This window comes from Novosphingobium rosa NBRC 15208 (genome assembly GCF_001598555.1).
In the GTDB taxonomy this organism is placed as follows: domain Bacteria; phylum Pseudomonadota; class Alphaproteobacteria; order Sphingomonadales; family Sphingomonadaceae; genus Novosphingobium; species Novosphingobium rosa.
Map to the genome: position 1 here is coordinate 15,253 of NZ_BCZE01000023.1, position 16,475 is coordinate 31,727.

Genomic DNA, 16,475 nt, shown 5'->3' on the forward strand with positions numbered 1-16,475 from the left:
CGCCTCGCTGATGATTAAGAGGCGCTCAGCGTCCTGCTGTCTGGCAGGGTTAAGCACCCATAGCTCAGCAGGATAGAGCATCAGATTCCTAATCTGGGGGCCACTGGTTCGAATCCAGTTGGGTGCACCAAGCCTTTCAGGGGCTTGGCGGTGATGCGAGGTGGCTCTGGATCGCCGCTTTGCGTTCCAGGCATCTGATAGGCATCAGGCGGAGCAATTTAGCGCGGCTGGGGTGATTCTCTTAAGGCTGCACTCGCACCAGCAGCGTAGCTCTACCTCCGAGCCGGTGCTCGCTACCATGGGATCGATCGATCAGGATCATGCCGGGCACCTGCCCCATCCACATGCCGGCATGTTCCTCGACGCGTGGCAGAGGCCTTCGGGTGATCCCCCTTTCGTCCGCACGGTAGAGCGCATCCTCCCCGACAGCCCACACCACACCATCCTTGGCCTGTTCCATGGCGTATACAGATTCTGTGACGCGCTGGCTGTCTGGCGGCCATCTCGATCCGGCCCAGCCGGCGATGGTTTCCTCAAGCCGCATGATCAGCCGCGTCATCGGGGTAATCGGGGTTTGGGCCGCCACCTCGACCTTTTCGCCGCACAGCCGCAGAATGGCACCATCCATCGGTGACATGGCCCCTGTGGTGGTGGCCAGCACGCAATCGGACCGGCCAGGGTCTTGCGTCATGCCCAAAATGGGGTGGCATGCCCGGTTCAGCGGACCATCGCAAAGGTCCTTGCCGTCGCGTCGCTCGATGGCCTCCACAAGGCCGGTCTGCAGATCGATCCTGTCCGCTCCGCCGAAGAACTCGCCTCCGTCATTGCCGATGTAGAGATGGCGAGGGTCGTTGTGTGGCAGCGCCACGCCGCCGCCTCCCATTTGGGAGAGATCCGCGTTTCCGCTCAAGGGTGTGACCTGCCAATGCCCATCGGGCAGCAAGCGCAGTATCGCGCTCTGGGTGACGATCAAGGGGCGGCCTTGCCAGATCAGCATGCCGAGCGGATAACCACCGGGCTGATAGCGCTGTTTCAGCACAGTCTCTCTTGTTTCACCGCGATAGGAGGCCAACTCCAGCGTGCCGGAAGGCCTTTCGTTCGGGGTTTCGGCATGGGACGGATTTATATCGTAGCGGGCCGACAGAGCCCAGACACGGTCGCCATCCTTCATCAGCACCATGACGTCGCTCTGCGCCATGTCCTGGGCCTGCCAGTTGCTGCGATCATAGCGCAGCAGCGTGTCGTTACGCACCACCCACAGGTTATGCGCATCTGCCACGCCCAGCATCGGCGCGGTGTTGATGGGTGGAAACGCTTCCGGCGGTTTTCGGATGGTGTTCCAGATCAGGCCGGTCAGGGCGGCCATCAGCGTGACGATAATCAGCCAGCCGGCGATTGTGACCCATCGCCGTCTCATTGCCACCACTCGGGAGCGGCGCGCTACAAACCACCAGACCGCGCCCCCAACGCCAGCAGAGAAAATTGCCAGGCCAGTGCCAATGCCGCCGCCTCCCAAGGCAGTCAGAACGGCGAAGACCAGCATGAAGGTGAGAGGATAGGACCACCACTGCTCCCACCGCCGCCAACGCAAGGCGAGCGTGGAAAGCGGAGCCAGCAGCGCCACCACAAGCGCTGCTATGGCCAGATCAAGGTAATGCCCTTCCATGCGCCGGTCATCCAGCGTCAGAAAAAGCCATCCGCTGTCCCACCAGCATAGCAGGATAACCCCGACTATCCCGATTGCAGCTGTAACAGCAGCGCTGGCGATCATGCCCGCCAAAATCCGCAGAAGCGCCAGACCCACCCGGCCCAGCCAATTCAAAATCCGCATTCGATGCCCGCTCCGCCCCTTTCAGGTGAACCTATGGCATAGAGGGCGCCTTCTCAATCGAAACAACGACATCGGACAGGGATCGCCCCACATCAACCTAAGTGCCCGATGAGACAGGATCCAACCTGCGACATCTTGCTCCCAAAGCAAGCGTGCTACCTCGGATGCGTGGTTTTATTGAGCATGCCCGATGCTCTGGCTCGTGCTCTGCTCAAACCCGGTGCGGCAAATCCTGTGGTGGCGACGCGGTTACTGCGGGTTGCCTTATCGACTGGGGCGATTCTGTCGCCTGCTTCAAATTCCCCGTAGAGATCAGAAAGCATCTCTGGTTATACCCTGTCAGATTGTCGCACGGATGGAGGGCGAACTGGTGCTCAATGCGCTGGTGAAGCGCGTGGCCTCGATCAGGCTGGACGGCACGCCGCTGCGTCGCCCCAACAACACCATGTCTTGCATGGCCCATCTGCCGATCGCAATGGAGCCCATCGCCACAAAGGCTCTGGCTGAGCCTGTCTGAACAGGGAGGCGAGAACCGGAACGCCCGGCCACGTTCCGGTTTCTGCCTGACCTTTGATTACGACAGTTCAGGCCGTGCGGCGCTACGCCGGTGGAGCATGGCATTGACGGCCATCGCCACCAGGCCAAGCCCGGCTGCCATGGCGACAGTGCGCGCCGCGCCGAGTGCCGGATCGCCCGACAGGGCGCCGCCCAGCGAACAGATGGCCCCCACCGCCATCTGGGTTGCGCCGTAAATCCCCGAGCCCGAGGCCGTGGCCAAAGGGTTCACGCTGATTGCCAGCGTGAGGGCGGGAGGGCCGGACAGGCCGACGCCGAAGAGAAACAGCCCCATGATGGCGACCAGGGCAGGCACCGTCAGCCAACCCTGGCTGACCAGAAGCAGCAGGCAGAAGGCGCTTGCGCTCACGCACAGGCCTCCGGCCATCAGCAGGCTTTCGGTGCGCAGGCGATGCGCCAGCCGGCTCGCGGCGATGCTGCCGATCCAGATGCCCATGGTGGCAAAGGCCAGCACCGGCCCGATCCGGTCCGCCGTATAGCCGAATTGCCGCACGAGGATGAAGGGCGCCGCCCCGATCAGCGCATACATCGAGGTGGTGAAACATCCCCCCGCCAGCGAATAGGCGACAAAGCGCGGGGTGATGAGCAGGCGCAGATAGTTGCGCAGCACTGTCCTGCCATCCAGGCCGCCGCGATCGCCATCGGGGATCAGCAGCCAGGTCCCGCCCAGATTGAGGCATCCCAGCAGGGCCAGCAGCGCAAAGATCATCCGCCAGCCCCACAGCGATGCGATCATGCCGCCAACCAGCGGAGACAGCGGCGGCCCAAGGGTGATGACGAGGTTCATCATCGCCTGGCGCCTCGTCGCCTCCTGCGGCGCGCAGCCGCGCCGCGCGATGGCGCGGGCCAGCACCAGCCCGCTGCCGCCGCCCAGCGACTGCACCAGCCTGATCGCCACCAGCACCGGCGCCGATGTGGCAAGCCCTGCCGCGATGCTGGCCGCGATGTAGATGGCCAGACCGGCCATCAGGATGCGCCGCTGCCCCAGCCAGTCGGCCAGCGGGCCATAGACCAGCTGCCCGGCGGCCAGACCGGCGATGTAGATGCTGACGGTCAGCTGCATATCCCGCGCGCTGGCCCCCAGCGTATGGGCCGCAAAGGGCAGCGCGGGGATGAAGATATGGGCGGTGACGATCGCGCCCAGCGCGGTGAGCCCCAGCAGCCAGAGCGGGGCAGGCTTCCGCGACCGCTGTCGCCCTATCCGGAAGAGCCCGGGCGCGGCCTGAGGCTGCGCAGCATGGTGCGGCGGGATGCCGGTCAAGATCTTGCTTCTCCGGCTGGGAGGGGGCCTGTGCGATTGGCCGGAACCCCTGGCAGTCTGCCAAAGGCTCCAGCTCAATCCGGTCGTCAGGCGGGGATACGCTGATCCTGTTCGGCTTCCTGGAGGCTGCTCAACAGGCGCCGCGTCTGGTTGACGGCGCCATCGCTGGCAATGCCGACAAAGGCGCGCAGCGGAGCATCGTTGATGCGCAGCTGCTGGGCCTGGAGCGTGACTTCATCCTCGGTGATCGTGTCGAAGAACTGGTCGAACAGCACATCGGGCACGCCGCTTTCCGGCGAGGCGGTGGTGCAGATGGTCCAGAGGTAATGGCTGGTGGTGTCGGTTTCGGGCGTGATGAAATGGTTGTTGGCCAGCATGAAGCCGTTGTCGCGCTTGCCTTCATAGGCCCCGGTGCCCACATCGCAGCCACCGGCATTGACCCGGCAGTTCATGCCGCGCGCGGGTTCAAAGCGCACTTCCTGCCAGCGGTCGACCCGGCCCTTGAAGCCGCCCGCGTCGACATAGGATTTGGGCGGCACCGAATTGGGCATCTTGCGCAGCAGGGTCACCTTGCGGCCGTCGAACTCCACCTTGGTGTCGGCGTTGTAATGCTGTTCCGGATTGCCGCCGATGGTCTTGGCATGGATGTAGGGGACGTGGGTCAGATCCATGATGTTGTCGATGATCAGCTGCCAGTCGGCCTTCACATGGAAGTTGTAGGGGCGCCAGGTCCACTTGGGATCGTCATGCTCGGGATTGTCGATGATCGTGGCGGGATCGGCCAGGGCGGGCTCGCCCATCCAGATCCAGATCAGGTGATCCTTCTCCACCACCGGATAGTGGCGCACATTGGCCGCGGCGGGGATGCGCTGCTGGTTGGGAATGCGCGTGCAGGTCCCCTTGCCGTCGAACTCGACGCCGTGATAGCAGCAGCGGATGATGTTGCCCTCGACATGGCCGGCGCTCAGCGGCATGGCGCGGTGGCTGCAACGGTCTTCCAGCGCGGCGATCTGCCCGTCCTGGGTGCGGAACAGCACGACGGCCTCGTTCAGATATTTGCGGCCCAGCGCCTTGCCGGGGGCGATTTCATCGGCGAAAGCCGCGACATACCACGTGTTGCGAATGAACATGAGGATCTCCCGAATTGATTCTTCAAAGAGGTTTTTGCCCCTTCTGTTGGGGGCGAAAGTATGGCTGGAGGCGGGGGCAGGCCAATTGCAATCACATAAAGCCATAAGAAAAATGGGATGCGATCAGCCCACCCAATGAATGACCCTCAGCGCAGATAAAGCCCGCCGTTCATATCCAGCGTGGCCCCCACGAAGAAACCGCCCCGGTCCGACGCCAGCAGGGCGGTGGCCGCCGCGATCTCACCCACCGCCATAAAGCGGCCGATCGGCACTTCCCCTTCCACGCGGGCGATCTGCTCGGCGCTGAGGCGGGCCTTGGCGGTGTCGATCGGTCCGGGGGCGATGGCGTTCACCGTCACGCCGCTGCCGGCCAGATAGCGGGCGAAATATTTGGTCAGCATGATCGCGCCGGCCTTGGAAGCCGCATAATGCGGCGAGGCCACCGTGCCACCGTTCTGCCCGGCCAGCGAGGTGATGTTGACGATGCGGCCATAGCCATGCTCGCGCATATGTTCGGAAAAGAGCTGGCAGCTCAGGAACACGCTGCGCATGTTGATCTGGACGATCTCGTCGAATTCCTCGGGGGTGATGTCCTGCGTGGGGGTGCGTTTGGCATGGCCTGCATTGTTGACCACAATGTCCACCCGGCCCCATTGGGCCACGATGGCATCACGCGCGGCGATGAAATCCTGCTTGCTGCGCACATCCAGCGTGAGGGCGATGGCCGTGGCGCCGCTCGGGTCGAGCGAGTGGGCCACCGCCTGCGCGGCTTCCAGATTGACATCGCTGACCGCGACATGACCGCCCCCGGCATGGATCTCGCGGGCGACGGCCTCGCCCACCCCGGCGCCCGCGCCGGTGATCAGCGCATTGCGGCCCGCGAAGGAGAAGCTGCCATTGGCGGGAAGGGTGAAGGTGTCGGTCATGAGGCGTTTTCCGTTTGAAATGGGGGACGGAGCGGCCTGTGCCCGCTCCGTCCCGGGGCTGGTCAGGGGCGCAGCGAGACGGTCAGGCCATAGGTGCGCGGCTGGTTGGTGAAGATCTTCCAATAGGTGGCGCCTCGGCCCGGCACCGCCAGGAAGGAGGTGATGTCGTCGGCGTTCACGATCTGGAAGTTGTTGGTGAGGTTCTTGGCCCAGGCGCTGATCTGCCAGCGCTTGTTGGAGGATTCGAAGGTCAGTCTTGCGTTGAGCGTCTTGCCCTCGGTCTTGTTGTAGAGGTTGGAATAGAGGCGCAGCGTGTTGGCGTCATCGGTGGAGATTTTCGCCGAATAGCTGAAATCGGCCTGCGGGGTCAGCGTGGCGCCGCCCTTCAGTTCATAGGCATAGCTGGCGCCCAGGCTGAAGGCATCATGCGGCGCGAATTTGGCCGGGTTGCCCGAATAGTCGACATTGACCAGCGGATCGCGCAGCGAGGTGTAATGGCCCGCCAGATGGGTGTAATTGGCGTTGATGCGGAAGGCCGGGGTGATGCGCAGCACGCTTTCCACCTCGGCGCCGCGCATCTGCAGCGTGCCATTGTAGGTATGGGCGATGCCCCCCGCGCCCGAGAAGTTCTGGAGATTGCTGGTCTTCTGGTCGAAGAGCGAGACGTTGAAATCCAGCCGGTTGTCGAGCAGGCGGGTCTTGGCGCCGACCTCGATGTTGCGGGCCTTTTCGGGTTCGAGCGGAATGGTGGGGTTGCGATAGGCATTGTCCACGAAGCCGCCCGATTTGAAGCCGCGCGCGAAGGTGGCATAGAGATTGACCTTGCGCACCGGCTCATATTTTACGGTGAAGCGCGGGGTGAAGGCATTCCAGGTCTTGCCACCGGAGGCCCGTACCTCGCCGGGGAAGCCGAAGGCGGCGATCGCGCCGGGGTCGGTGTTGCTGTAGGCATGGTAATCGATCTGCTTACGGTCGCTGGTGTAGCGCCCGCCTGCCACCACCGCCAGTGTGTCGGTGAGTTTGAAGGTCGCCTCGCCGAAGACCGCGATCGAGCGGACATTGCCGCTCTGCACGCGCACGATGTTGGTGACGCCCGGATTGGGCCGGATCGCCGTGCCGGTCGAGGAGGTGGAGAGCGGGCTGTAATTGAAGGTGTTGGTGGTGGAAACGTCGGCGGAGAGGAAATAGGCCCCCACCACATAGGACAGGCGGTTGGGCGCCGAGGCGAAGCGCACCTCCTGCGTGAAGCTGCGGTTGCGCACATCCTGCCTGCGGTCGAACACCGGCGTTGTCGTGCCCACCGGCACATCGTCGTTGATCGCGTGGCTGTCATTCATGCGATAGCCGCTGATCGCGGTCAGCGTGCCGCCCAGCAGGTCGAGGTCGCCGCGCGCATAGAAGCCGCGCAGCCGCTGGCTGTAGGGCGAGGGCGCGAAGTCATTGTTGGTCCATTGCGCGTTGGTGAATTTGCCGAAGCTGGCGGGAATGGCCTGATTGCCGCCGATGCCCAGCTGGATCGCGCCGCCATTGCCGGTGGTGTAGGAATAATCGCCCGCCAGCACGATCTTGAGCGTGTCGGTCGGCTTGAAGAGCAGCTTGCCGCGCATGGCATAGCCCTCGGTCTGGCCGTAATGCCCGCTCTGGTTGGGGGTGTTGATCAGGCCATCGCCGCGCTCGGTGCTGAAAGCGAAGCGCGCGGCCACCTTGTCATCGACGATGGGGGCGTTGAACATGGCCTCGGTGCGCAGATAACCGCCATTGCCCCCGGTCACCTCCCCGAAATAGTCTTCCTTCATCTCGGGATTGTTGGTGACGACCGAGATCGCCCCGCCCACCACATTGCGCCCGAACAGCGTGCCCTGCGGCCCGCGCAGCACCTCGACGCGCTGGATGTCGTAGAAATTGGCGTTCAGATCGTTGTTGAACACATAATAGACGTCATCCATGAAATAGGCGACGGGCGTGTCCAGCGTAGCGGTGCGGAAGGTGGAAACATTGCCGCGGATCGCCACGATGGAGAGCGATTTGTCGGCGGTGTTGATGGTGATGCCCGGGATCTGCTGCACCAGCGCGGCAGGGCTGAACACCTGCTGGGTGCGCAATTGCTCACCCCCGAAGGCGGCCATGGAGAAGGGCACTTCACGCACGGTCGATTCGCGGCGCTGAGCTGTCACGATAATATCTTCGGATGATGCCGCATCTGCCTGCGGTGCGGGTTGAGCAGCCTGCTGGGCATAGGCCAGACCGGGCAGAAGGCTGGCAGACAATGCAAAAGCTGCTGAAATATATCTATATTTTCCTGACATCCGAATGAATTCCCCCTATTTGCGGACGGTTTTCCTTCCGCCTCGTGAGGGACACAAGCAGCAAAGCGCGAATGGCTGCAAGAGCATCGTCCCGTTTTTTGAATGGTAAGACCTTATTCCGATTGGGGGTGGGGGCGTTCAACCTTTAGCTAGGATCGGGCAAGGTCACGGTCGGGCCGCGGGGCGGGGGATGCTCCCGGGCAGACCGACCGGACCAGACACCAGCAGAGGAAGATCCTGACAATGCAGTCCAACGACAGTATCGATCTGACCCGGGTGGGCCCTGGCACGGTCATGGGCGCGTTCATGCGCCAATACTGGATGCCGGCCTGCCTGTCGTCCGAAGTCAAGGCCGATGGCGATCCGGTGCGCCTGATGATCATGTGCGAGAAGCTGATCGCCTTCCGCGACAGTTCGGGCCGGGTCGGCATCATGGATCACCGCTGCCCGCACCGCTGCGCCTCGCTGTTCATCGGCCGCAACGAGCAGAACGGCATCCGCTGCGTCTATCACGGCTGGAAGTTCGATGTGGACGGCAAATGCGTCGATATGCCCTCGGTGCCCGCGCGCATGGACTTCAAGGAAAAGGTCCACGCCAAGGCCTACAAGACGCATGAAGCCAACGGGCTGATCTGGGTCTATATGGGCGAGAACCAGGCCAATCCGCCGCCGTTGCCCGAGATCGAGGCGACGATGCATCCGGAGGCCGAAATCTGGTGCCTGCAGCGCGACTGCAACTGGCTCCAGGCGCTGGAAGGCGACATCGACACCAGCCATGTCGGTTTCCTGCATGTCGGCTCGATCGAGGCGGATGATCTGGACGAGGATCACCCGATGCGCCCCACCGTGCTGGACCGCGCACCCGAATATGAGGTTGCCCAGGCCGACTGGGGCGTGATGTATGGCGCCCACCGTCCCAATGACGACGGGCAGAAGTCATGGCGCGTGGCGCATTACATGTTCCCTTTCTGGACGCAGACGCCCAACAACCGCTTCGCCACCCGCGCCATCGCCCGTGCATGGGTGCCGATGGATGACGAGCATTCGATGCTCTTCGACATCACCTGCGGCGTCGATGCCGGCAATCCGGCCTACACCTCGACACTCAAGGACGGCACGCCGCTGTTCGACACGATCCAGTATGCCCCCAACACCACCGACTGGTATGGCCGCTGGCGCTCGGCGGACAGCCAGGCCAATGACTGGGCGATCGACCGCGAGTTGCAGCGCAACGGCACGCAGTTCACCGGCATTCCCAACATCACCATGCAGGATCAGGCGGTGACGGAAAGCATGGGGCCGATCACCGACCACAATTTCGAAAATCTGGCGCCGACCGACCAGATGATCGCCCGTGTGCGCCGCCGCGTGCTGCTGGCCGCCCGCGCTCTGGCCAACAAGGGCACGGCGGGGCCGGGCGTGGAGGATCCCGCGATCTTTTACCGTGCCCGCGCCGGGTCTTTCCTGCACAATCCGGACGATACGCTGCAACAGGCTTACGAGGTGGCGCTGACCAAGGCGGTGCGTTGGCCCGAAAAGGTCGAGGCGGCGGAATAACACAACCGGGTCGGCGCGATCCATGCGCCGGCCCCTCAAACGACAGGCATATCAGGTGACGACACGCATACGGGCAGCGGCAGGCCATCGATCCATGACGGTCCGCCTCCGCCACGAGACGCATCGCGCCAAAAGGAGAGTGTGATGCAGGCACGTATCAAGGCCATCCGCTGGGAGGCCGAGGGCATTCTGGCTTTCGTTCTGGAGCCGCTGGGCGGCGGGCTGATGCCCGCGTTCGAGCCGGGTGCGCATATCGATGTGCAACTGGCGCCGGGGCTGACGCGCAGCTATTCGCTGGCCAACGATCCGGCGATCCGCGGCTCTTACGAGATCGGCGTCCATTTCTCGCCGACCAGCCGGGGCGGCTCGCGCCATATTCATGAGCGCTGGCGCGCGGGCGATGTGATCGAGATTTCCGAGCCGAAGAACAACTTCCCGCTGGTGGAGGATGCCACCCATACCGTACTGATCGCCGGGGGCATCGGCATCACACCGATGCTGCCGATGATCGCGCGGCTCAACAAGCTGGGCCGCAGCTGGGCGCTGCATTACGTCTCCGCCTCGCCCGAACGCGCGGCCTATGTGGCGCATCTGGAAGCCCATGATGGCGTGATCATCGCCTTCGATGGCGTGCCGGGCGGCCAGCGGCTGGACCTCAAGGCGATCTGCGACGGTGCGCCAGCGGACGCGCATCTCTATTGCTGCGGGCCCACGGGCATGCTCGATGCCTTTGTGGCGATCAACAAGGATCGCCCCAAGGACCACGTTCATATCGAATATTTCAGCGCCGAAACCGAAGTGGCCACCGAGGGCGGCTACACGCTCGAACTGGCGCGCAGCGGGCAGACCATCGCGGTGGAAGAGGGCGAGACCATGCTCGATGCCCTGCTCTCCGCGGGGGTCGACATCGGCTTTGCCTGCGGCGAGGGCGTTTGCGGCACCTGCGAGGTCAAGGTGCTGGATGGCATCCCCGACCACCGCGACCATTTTCTGACCGATGAGGACAAAGCGTCCAACCGCTCGATCATGGTTTGCTGTTCGGGATCGAAATCGTCGCGTCTGGTGCTGGATATCTGAGCCCGGCGCGGTGCTGGACACGGACGGACAGAGGGCGGCACGAACCGCCACGCCGGAGAGGAGATGAATGTGACCGGTTACGCGACAGGAGTGACCTCGCCCCGCAAGGGGGCCGCCGGAGCCTATCGGCTTGGGGTGGTGCTGCTTGTCGCCCTGACGGTGGTGCTCGATGGGCTGGACAATCAGATGCTGGGCCTGGCCGCGCCCGCGCTGCTCCACGAATGGGGGCTGGCGCGCGGCGTGCTGGGCGGCATCTTCGCGCTGGGCTTTGTCGGCATGGCGCTGGGCACGCTGGCCGCCGGGCAGATCGGTGACACGCGCGGGCGCCGTATCGCCCTGCTGCTGGGGGTGACGGTCTTCGGTCTGGCCACGTTGGCGACGGGCTTTGCCGCCACGGTATGGCAACTGGCCTTGCTCAAAACACTGGCCGGTGTCGGGCTTGGCGGTGTGCCGGGCACGGCGGCGGCGATGATCGCGGAGTTCTCCACCGCGCGCTGGCGCAGTCTGGCGGTGACCTTCGGCGTGGTTTGCGTCTCGATCGGCGGCATTCTGGGCGGCAGCGCGGCGGCGGCGATCCTGCCCGCGCTGGGTTGGCGCTGGCTGTTCTGGTGCAGCGGCGTGGTGACGCTGGTGGTGGCCCTGGCGCTGATCCGCCTGCTGCCGGAATCACCGGGCTTTCTGGCGCGCCATTCCGGTCGCCGCGCCGAACTGGCACGCGTGCTGGACCGGCTGGGCGAGGTGGCGCCGCCTCAGGCCTCGCGCGACACCGCAGCCCTGCCGCCCCTGAGCCAGCTGGTGGCGCCCGAACTGGCGCGCAGCACGCTGGGCCTGTCCATGGCGATGCTCTCGGGCATGTTTCTGATCTATCTGATGTTCAACTGGGCGCCGACCATGCTGGCGGCACAGGGCATGGCTCTGCGTGACAGCAGTCTGGGTCTCACCTGCTTCAACATCGGCGGCACGGTCGGCGCCTTGCTGGCCGCGCTGGCGATCATGGGCCTGGGATCGCGCGTCACGCTGACGGCGATGGCCGGGCTGGGGGCGGTGGTCTGCGGTGTTCTGGCCTTGATGCCACTGGGCCACGGCGTGCCGCTGATGGTTGGCCTTGCCGCGCTGGGGCTGACGGGCAGCGCGGCGCAATCGGCGATGTTTGCGCTGGGCGCCCATGCCTTTCCGCTGCCTTTGCGGGCGCGCGGCATGGGTGTGATGGGGGCGGCCGGGCGGATCGGGGCGCTGGTCAGCGCTTTGGCCGGATCGTGGCTGGTGGCCGGGCGCGGTGGCTTTTTCGCGGTGCTGGGCGTTCTGTTGATCGTCAACATGCTGAGTTTTCTGGCCGTGCGCGGTCATATTCCCCCGCTGGGCCGGGGTAGAGCCAAGGATCTTTGATGGTGAGCGACACATTCGATTATATCGTCATCGGCTCGGGCTCGGCAGGCAGTCTGATGGCCAACCGGCTTTCCGCCGACCCGGCCAACCGTGTCGCGCTGATCGAGGCGGGCCCGTCTGACCGCCAATGGCCGGTCAACATCAAGACCGCCATGCCGGTGGGCAACATCTTCCTGATCCCCCATGCGCGCTACAATTGGAAGCATACGCTTTCGGGCAATGTCGAAATCGGCGGGCGCAGCATCAACTTTCCGCGCGGCAAGCTGATGGGCGGGTGCAGCGCGATCAATGGCGGCGTCTATATCCGTGGTCAGCGTGAGGATTATGAGGGCTGGGTCAAGGCGGGCAACAAGGGGTGGGGCTACAGCGATGTGCTGCCCGCCTTCACCGCCGTCGAGAATTACGAGGGGCCCAGCAAGCCCTGGCACGGCAAGGGTGGCGAGCTGGACGTGCAGAAGCCGCGCTCCTTCAACCCCATCACCCATGCGATCATCGAAGCCGCGCAACAGGCGGGCCATGCCCGCAACGAGGATTTCGCGGGTGAGAAACAGGCCGGCTTCGGTCCCTACGACCTCAACCAGCGGCGCGGCACAAGGCTTTCCAGCGCGCGGGCCTTTCTCCATCCGGTGCTCAAACGCCCCAATCTGACGGTGCTGTCCGACACGCTGGCGCGGCGCATCCTCTTCGATCGCGGGCGGGCCAATGGGCTGGAGATCGAGCAGGCGGGGCAGCGCCGCACCCTCACCGCGCGGCGCGAGGTGGTGCTGTGCGGCGGAGCCATCAACTCACCGCAGCTGCTGATGCTCTCGGGCATCGGTCCGGCCGATCATTTGCGCGCCATGGGCATCGAGGTGCTGCATGACCTGCCCGGTGTGGGGGCTCATCTGCAGGATCACCCCACGGTCCATCTTTCCATGGAGAACCCCAGCGCGGAATCCTATGCCCTCTCGCGGCGGACCTATGGGCGCATTCTGCTCAGTCCTTTCCGCTATCTGTTGCGGCGCGACGGCATGCTGGCCAGCAATGTGGCGGAATGTGGCGGCTTCCTCTGCACCGACGGCAGCGGGCGGCCCGACATCCAGATCACCTTTCTGGTGGGTCTGAAGGCCAATGCCCGCGTCATTCCGTCAGAGCATGGCTTTATGGCGCTGGTCCAGCTGCTGCGCCCCAAAAGCGAGGGCTCGGTCCGTCTCACCAGCAACCGGCCCGAGGACAAGCCGGTGATCGACCCCAATTTCTTCGCCGATCCCTATGACATGCGTACGCTGATCGCCGGTTTCCGCGAGGCGCGCCGCATTTTCGCCCAGCCTGCTCTGGCCGCCATGACCGGTGCGGAGATCGAGCCGGGCGCCGATGTGCAGAGCGATGCGCAGATCGACCAGGCGCTCCGCAAGATCGTCAACACCGCCTATCACCCCACCGGCACCTGCAAGATGGGGCCCGACAGCGATCCCATGGCGGTGGTCGACGACCGGCTGCGGGTGCGGGGGGTGTCCGGGCTGCGGGTGGTCGATGCCTCGGTGATGCCCGCGATCATCAGCGGCAACACCAGTGCCCCCACCATGATGATCGCCCAGCGCGCGGCCGCCTTCATTCTGGAAGACGCCGCCCGATCCAACATCGCGGCCTGAGCCCGCGCAGACAACCAAGGAGAACACCCGTGGAGATGACCCTGACGCGCAACCGCCCCGCCATGCTGGACCGGCTGGAGCAGGATATGCTGATCGATGGCCAGCGCGTGCCGGCGCTGTCTGGCAAGCGCTTCGAGACCCGTAATCCGGCGACGGGTGCCCTGCTGGCGCAGGTCGCCCATGGCGGCGCCGAGGATGTGGACCGCGCGGTGGCGGCGGCGCGCAAGGCCTTCGAGGGGCCGTGGCGCCGCATGAAGCCCGCCGAGCGCCAACGCATCATGCTGCGCCTGGCCGATCTGGTCGAGGAGCATTACGACGAGCTGGCGATGCTCGATACGCTCGATCTGGGCGCGCCGGTCTCGCGCACGGTACTGGGCAAGACGCGCGCCGGGGCACTGCTGCGTTATTACGCCGGGCAGGCGACGCTGATCGCGGGCGACACTCTGCCCAATTCGGCGCCGGGCGATGTGCTGTCGCATACGCTCAAGGAACCGATCGGGGTGGTTGCGGCGATCAATCCGTGGAACGGGCCCATCGGCATGTCGGTGTGGAAGGCCGGGCCGGTGCTGGCCAGCGGCTGCACCATGGTGATGAAGCCTGCCGAGCAGACGCCGCTTTCGGCGCTGCGCTTTGGCGAGCTTTGTCTTGAAGCGGGCGTGCCGGCGGGCGTCATCAACATTCTGACCGGCATGGGTGATGCGGGCGCGGCGCTCTCGTCCCATCCGGGCATCGACAAGATCGCCTTCACCGGCTCGACCGGGGTGGGCGAGAAGATCCTCCATGCCGCCGCCTCGACCATGAAGCGCGTGACCGTGGAACTGGGCGGCAAGTCACCCAACATCGTCTTTGCCGATGCCGATCTGGATAAGGCCGTGCCTGCCGCCGCGACTGCCGTTTTCGCCAATGCCGGGCAGATCTGCAGCGCGGGCACGCGGCTCTTCGTCCAGCGCGAGATCCATGACGAGTTCATGGCCCGGCTGGCCGAACACACAAGCACCATCCGCGTGGGCGATCCGCTCGATCCGGCCACGCAGATCGGCCCGGTGGTGTCGGGCCCGCAGATGGACAAGATCCTCGGCTTTATCGAGGGCGCCGGGCAGGAAGGTGCTCAGGCGCTGGTCGGCGGCGGACGACTGGTGGGCGCGGGGCTGGACGATGGCTTCTTCATCCAGCCGACCATCTTCACCGGCGTGACCGACGAGATGACCATCGCGCGTGAGGAAATCTTCGGCCCCGTGCTCAGCGCCTTTGCCTTCGACACCGAGGAAGAGGTGCTGGCCCGTGCCAACGCCACCTCCTTCGGCCTTGGCAGCGGGGTGTGGACGCGCGATCTGGCCACCGCCCATCGCATGGCTCGGGGCATTCAGGCCGGTTCGGTCTGGGTGAATTGCTACCAGATGCTCGATCCGGGCGTGCCTTTTGGCGGCTACAAGCTGAGCGGTTTCGGGCGCGAGTCCGGCCCGCATCACATCGAGGAATATCTCGAAACCAAGGCGGTGTGGATCAACCTCGACTAAGGCCTGTCAGACCCAGCCCGTGCTGCGCAGCGCGGGCTGGGTCGCCCCGGGGCGCATCACCGCCGCGGCCTCTTCAAGACATTCGAGGAAATGGCGCTGGGTCGCGGTGGGGCGCCAGCTGCGGCGCGTGCTGATCCCCACCAGGCGGCGGCTGTGCTCCAGCGGCGCGCCGACCTGCGCCAGCAAGCCGCTGCGGATCTGCAAGGCCACCTGATCGGGTGAGAGCAGGGTGAGGAAATTGCCCTCTGTCAGCAGCCTGCCGATGATCATCACCGATCCGCATTCGATCGGCGTCTCGGGCAGCGGGGCGCCGTGGAACAGCTGCTCCCATTGCTCGCGCAGCGGGGAATTGGCCGGGGCCACGATCCAGGGATAGGCGGAAAGCTGCTCCAGCGTGGGCTGCGTAACCGAGACCAGCGGATGCTGGCTGCCCGCCGCGATCACCAGATGATCCTCGTAAAGCGGCATCTGATAGAGGTCGGCGATCTCGAAAGGGCGCAGCGCGCCGACGATCATGTCGATCTCGCCATCGCGCAGGGGCTCGACCAGCTCGCGCCAGCTGCCTTCCAGCACCTTGAAGGCGGCGCGCGGATAGTTGCTGGTCATGCGGGCCATGGCGGCGGGCACCAGATAGGGGCGTGCCAGCGGTAGGGCGCCGAAAGCGATCAGCTCGCCTCCGCTGTCGAAGCCCAGATCGGCCACCGCCGCGATGATCTCGGTCACGGCCAGCCTGGCCCCGCGCGCCAGACGCTTGCCCGCCGGATTGAGCCAGATTGCCCGCCCGCGCCGCTCCACCAGCTGGCCGCCGATCATATGCTCCAGATCGCTGACGGCGCGATGCACGGCGGTCTGCGACATGCCGCTGCTGTGCGCGGCGGCGGCGAAACCACCCGCTTCGGCCAGCGCCAGAAAGGCGCGCAGCTGGGTCATGGTCATCAGCCGCTCGGGGTATTGGAACACCGCCGAAAGGCCCTTGGCGGCATAGGAGAGATGTTCCAGCGCCACGCGCGTGCGCTCGATCACGATGGCGCCCATCGGCGTGGGCACCATGCCGCCCGAGCGCCGCTCGAACATCGTGTAGCCGAACTGGCGTTCCAGCTTGGCCAGGCCTTGCGTCAGCGCGGGCTGGCTGAGGCTGACACTGTCCGCCGCGGCGGTGATGCTGCCTTTCTCCGCGATGGAGAGCAGGGCACGCAGGTGCCGCAGATTGAGGTCGAAAGGATCGGCAGCCATGGGCCTTATAGTAGGCCGGGGCGAGGCCGGCGCAATCGAAAAAT

Annotated in this window: 12 protein-coding genes and 1 tRNA gene; 7 read left to right on the forward strand and 6 right to left on the reverse strand. The window is 65.0% G+C overall.

Annotation, left to right across the window (positions count from 1 at the left end; genetic code table 11):
• The first annotated feature begins 53 nt into the window (after positions 1-53).
• Positions 54-130: transfer RNA gene (locus SR3_RS09305), tRNA-Arg, on the forward strand.
• A 111-nt stretch (positions 131-241) separates the two neighbouring features.
• On the opposite strand, the gene SR3_RS09310 is transcribed toward SR3_RS09305, so the two are convergent.
• A complete protein-coding gene (locus SR3_RS09310) occupies positions 242-1,771 on the reverse strand; it encodes a hypothetical protein (RefSeq protein ID WP_157098742.1) in 1,530 nt (509 codons plus the stop codon).
• A 415-nt stretch (positions 1,772-2,186) separates the two neighbouring features.
• Between SR3_RS09310 and SR3_RS31225 the strand changes: the two genes are divergently transcribed.
• Positions 2,187-2,348 carry a hypothetical protein gene (locus SR3_RS31225; protein ID WP_157098743.1) on the forward strand — a complete coding sequence of 54 codons (162 nt, stop codon included), beginning with the start codon at positions 2,187-2,189 and terminating at the stop codon, positions 2,346-2,348.
• A gap of 57 nt (positions 2,349-2,405) precedes the next feature.
• Here the strand turns inward: SR3_RS31225 and SR3_RS09315 are convergent, their stop codons facing one another.
• From SR3_RS09315 to SR3_RS09330, 4 genes are all read right to left on the reverse strand, one after another.
• Positions 2,406-3,668 (reverse strand): MFS transporter, encoded by a 1,263-nt coding sequence (locus SR3_RS09315; RefSeq protein WP_068084259.1) that lies wholly within the window; start codon positions 3,666-3,668, stop codon positions 2,406-2,408.
• 86 nt (positions 3,669-3,754) lie between these two features.
• On the reverse strand, positions 3,755-4,798 hold the full coding sequence (locus SR3_RS09320) for an aromatic ring-hydroxylating dioxygenase subunit alpha (RefSeq protein WP_068084262.1): 1,044 nt from the start codon (positions 4,796-4,798) through the stop codon (positions 3,755-3,757).
• A gap of 146 nt (positions 4,799-4,944) precedes the next feature.
• Entirely contained in the window at positions 4,945-5,724 is a 780-nt protein-coding gene (locus SR3_RS09325) for an SDR family NAD(P)-dependent oxidoreductase (RefSeq protein ID WP_068084266.1), read from the reverse strand.
• Positions 5,725-5,786: 62 nt separating this feature from the next.
• The gene (locus SR3_RS09330; protein ID WP_245653838.1) at positions 5,787-7,898 is read right to left on the reverse strand and encodes a TonB-dependent receptor; all 2,112 of its coding nucleotides are present in this window, start codon (positions 7,896-7,898) and stop codon (positions 5,787-5,789) included.
• A gap of 375 nt (positions 7,899-8,273) precedes the next feature.
• On the opposite strand from SR3_RS09330, the gene SR3_RS09335 reads away from it, so the two are divergent.
• The 5 genes from SR3_RS09335 to SR3_RS09355 all read left to right on the forward strand — a co-directional run bounded on the left by SR3_RS09335 (position 8,274) and on the right by SR3_RS09355 (position 15,198).
• Complete coding sequence (locus SR3_RS09335) at positions 8,274-9,587, forward strand: Rieske 2Fe-2S domain-containing protein (RefSeq protein ID WP_068084272.1); 1,314 nt, start codon at positions 8,274-8,276, stop codon at positions 9,585-9,587.
• Between the two features lie 144 nt (positions 9,588-9,731).
• Complete coding sequence (locus tag SR3_RS09340) at positions 9,732-10,664, forward strand: PDR/VanB family oxidoreductase (RefSeq protein WP_068084275.1); 933 nt, start codon at positions 9,732-9,734, stop codon at positions 10,662-10,664.
• A gap of 69 nt (positions 10,665-10,733) precedes the next feature.
• Positions 10,734-12,050: an MFS transporter gene (locus tag SR3_RS09345; RefSeq protein ID WP_245653839.1), complete on the forward strand. Its 1,317-nt coding sequence runs from the start codon at positions 10,734-10,736 to the stop codon at positions 12,048-12,050.
• Positions 12,050-13,681: a GMC family oxidoreductase gene (locus SR3_RS09350; RefSeq protein ID WP_169805595.1), complete on the forward strand. Its 1,632-nt coding sequence runs from the start codon at positions 12,050-12,052 to the stop codon at positions 13,679-13,681. The genes SR3_RS09345 and SR3_RS09350 overlap by 1 nt, the downstream gene beginning before the upstream one ends.
• Positions 13,682-13,716: 35 nt before the next feature.
• Complete coding sequence (locus SR3_RS09355; RefSeq protein WP_068084282.1) at positions 13,717-15,198, forward strand: aldehyde dehydrogenase family protein; 1,482 nt, start codon at positions 13,717-13,719, stop codon at positions 15,196-15,198.
• 6 nt (positions 15,199-15,204) lie between these two features.
• On the opposite strand, the gene SR3_RS09360 is transcribed toward SR3_RS09355, so the two are convergent.
• A complete protein-coding gene (locus SR3_RS09360; protein WP_068084285.1) occupies positions 15,205-16,431 on the reverse strand; it encodes a LysR family transcriptional regulator in 1,227 nt (408 codons plus the stop codon).
• Positions 16,432-16,475 lie beyond the last annotated feature (44 nt).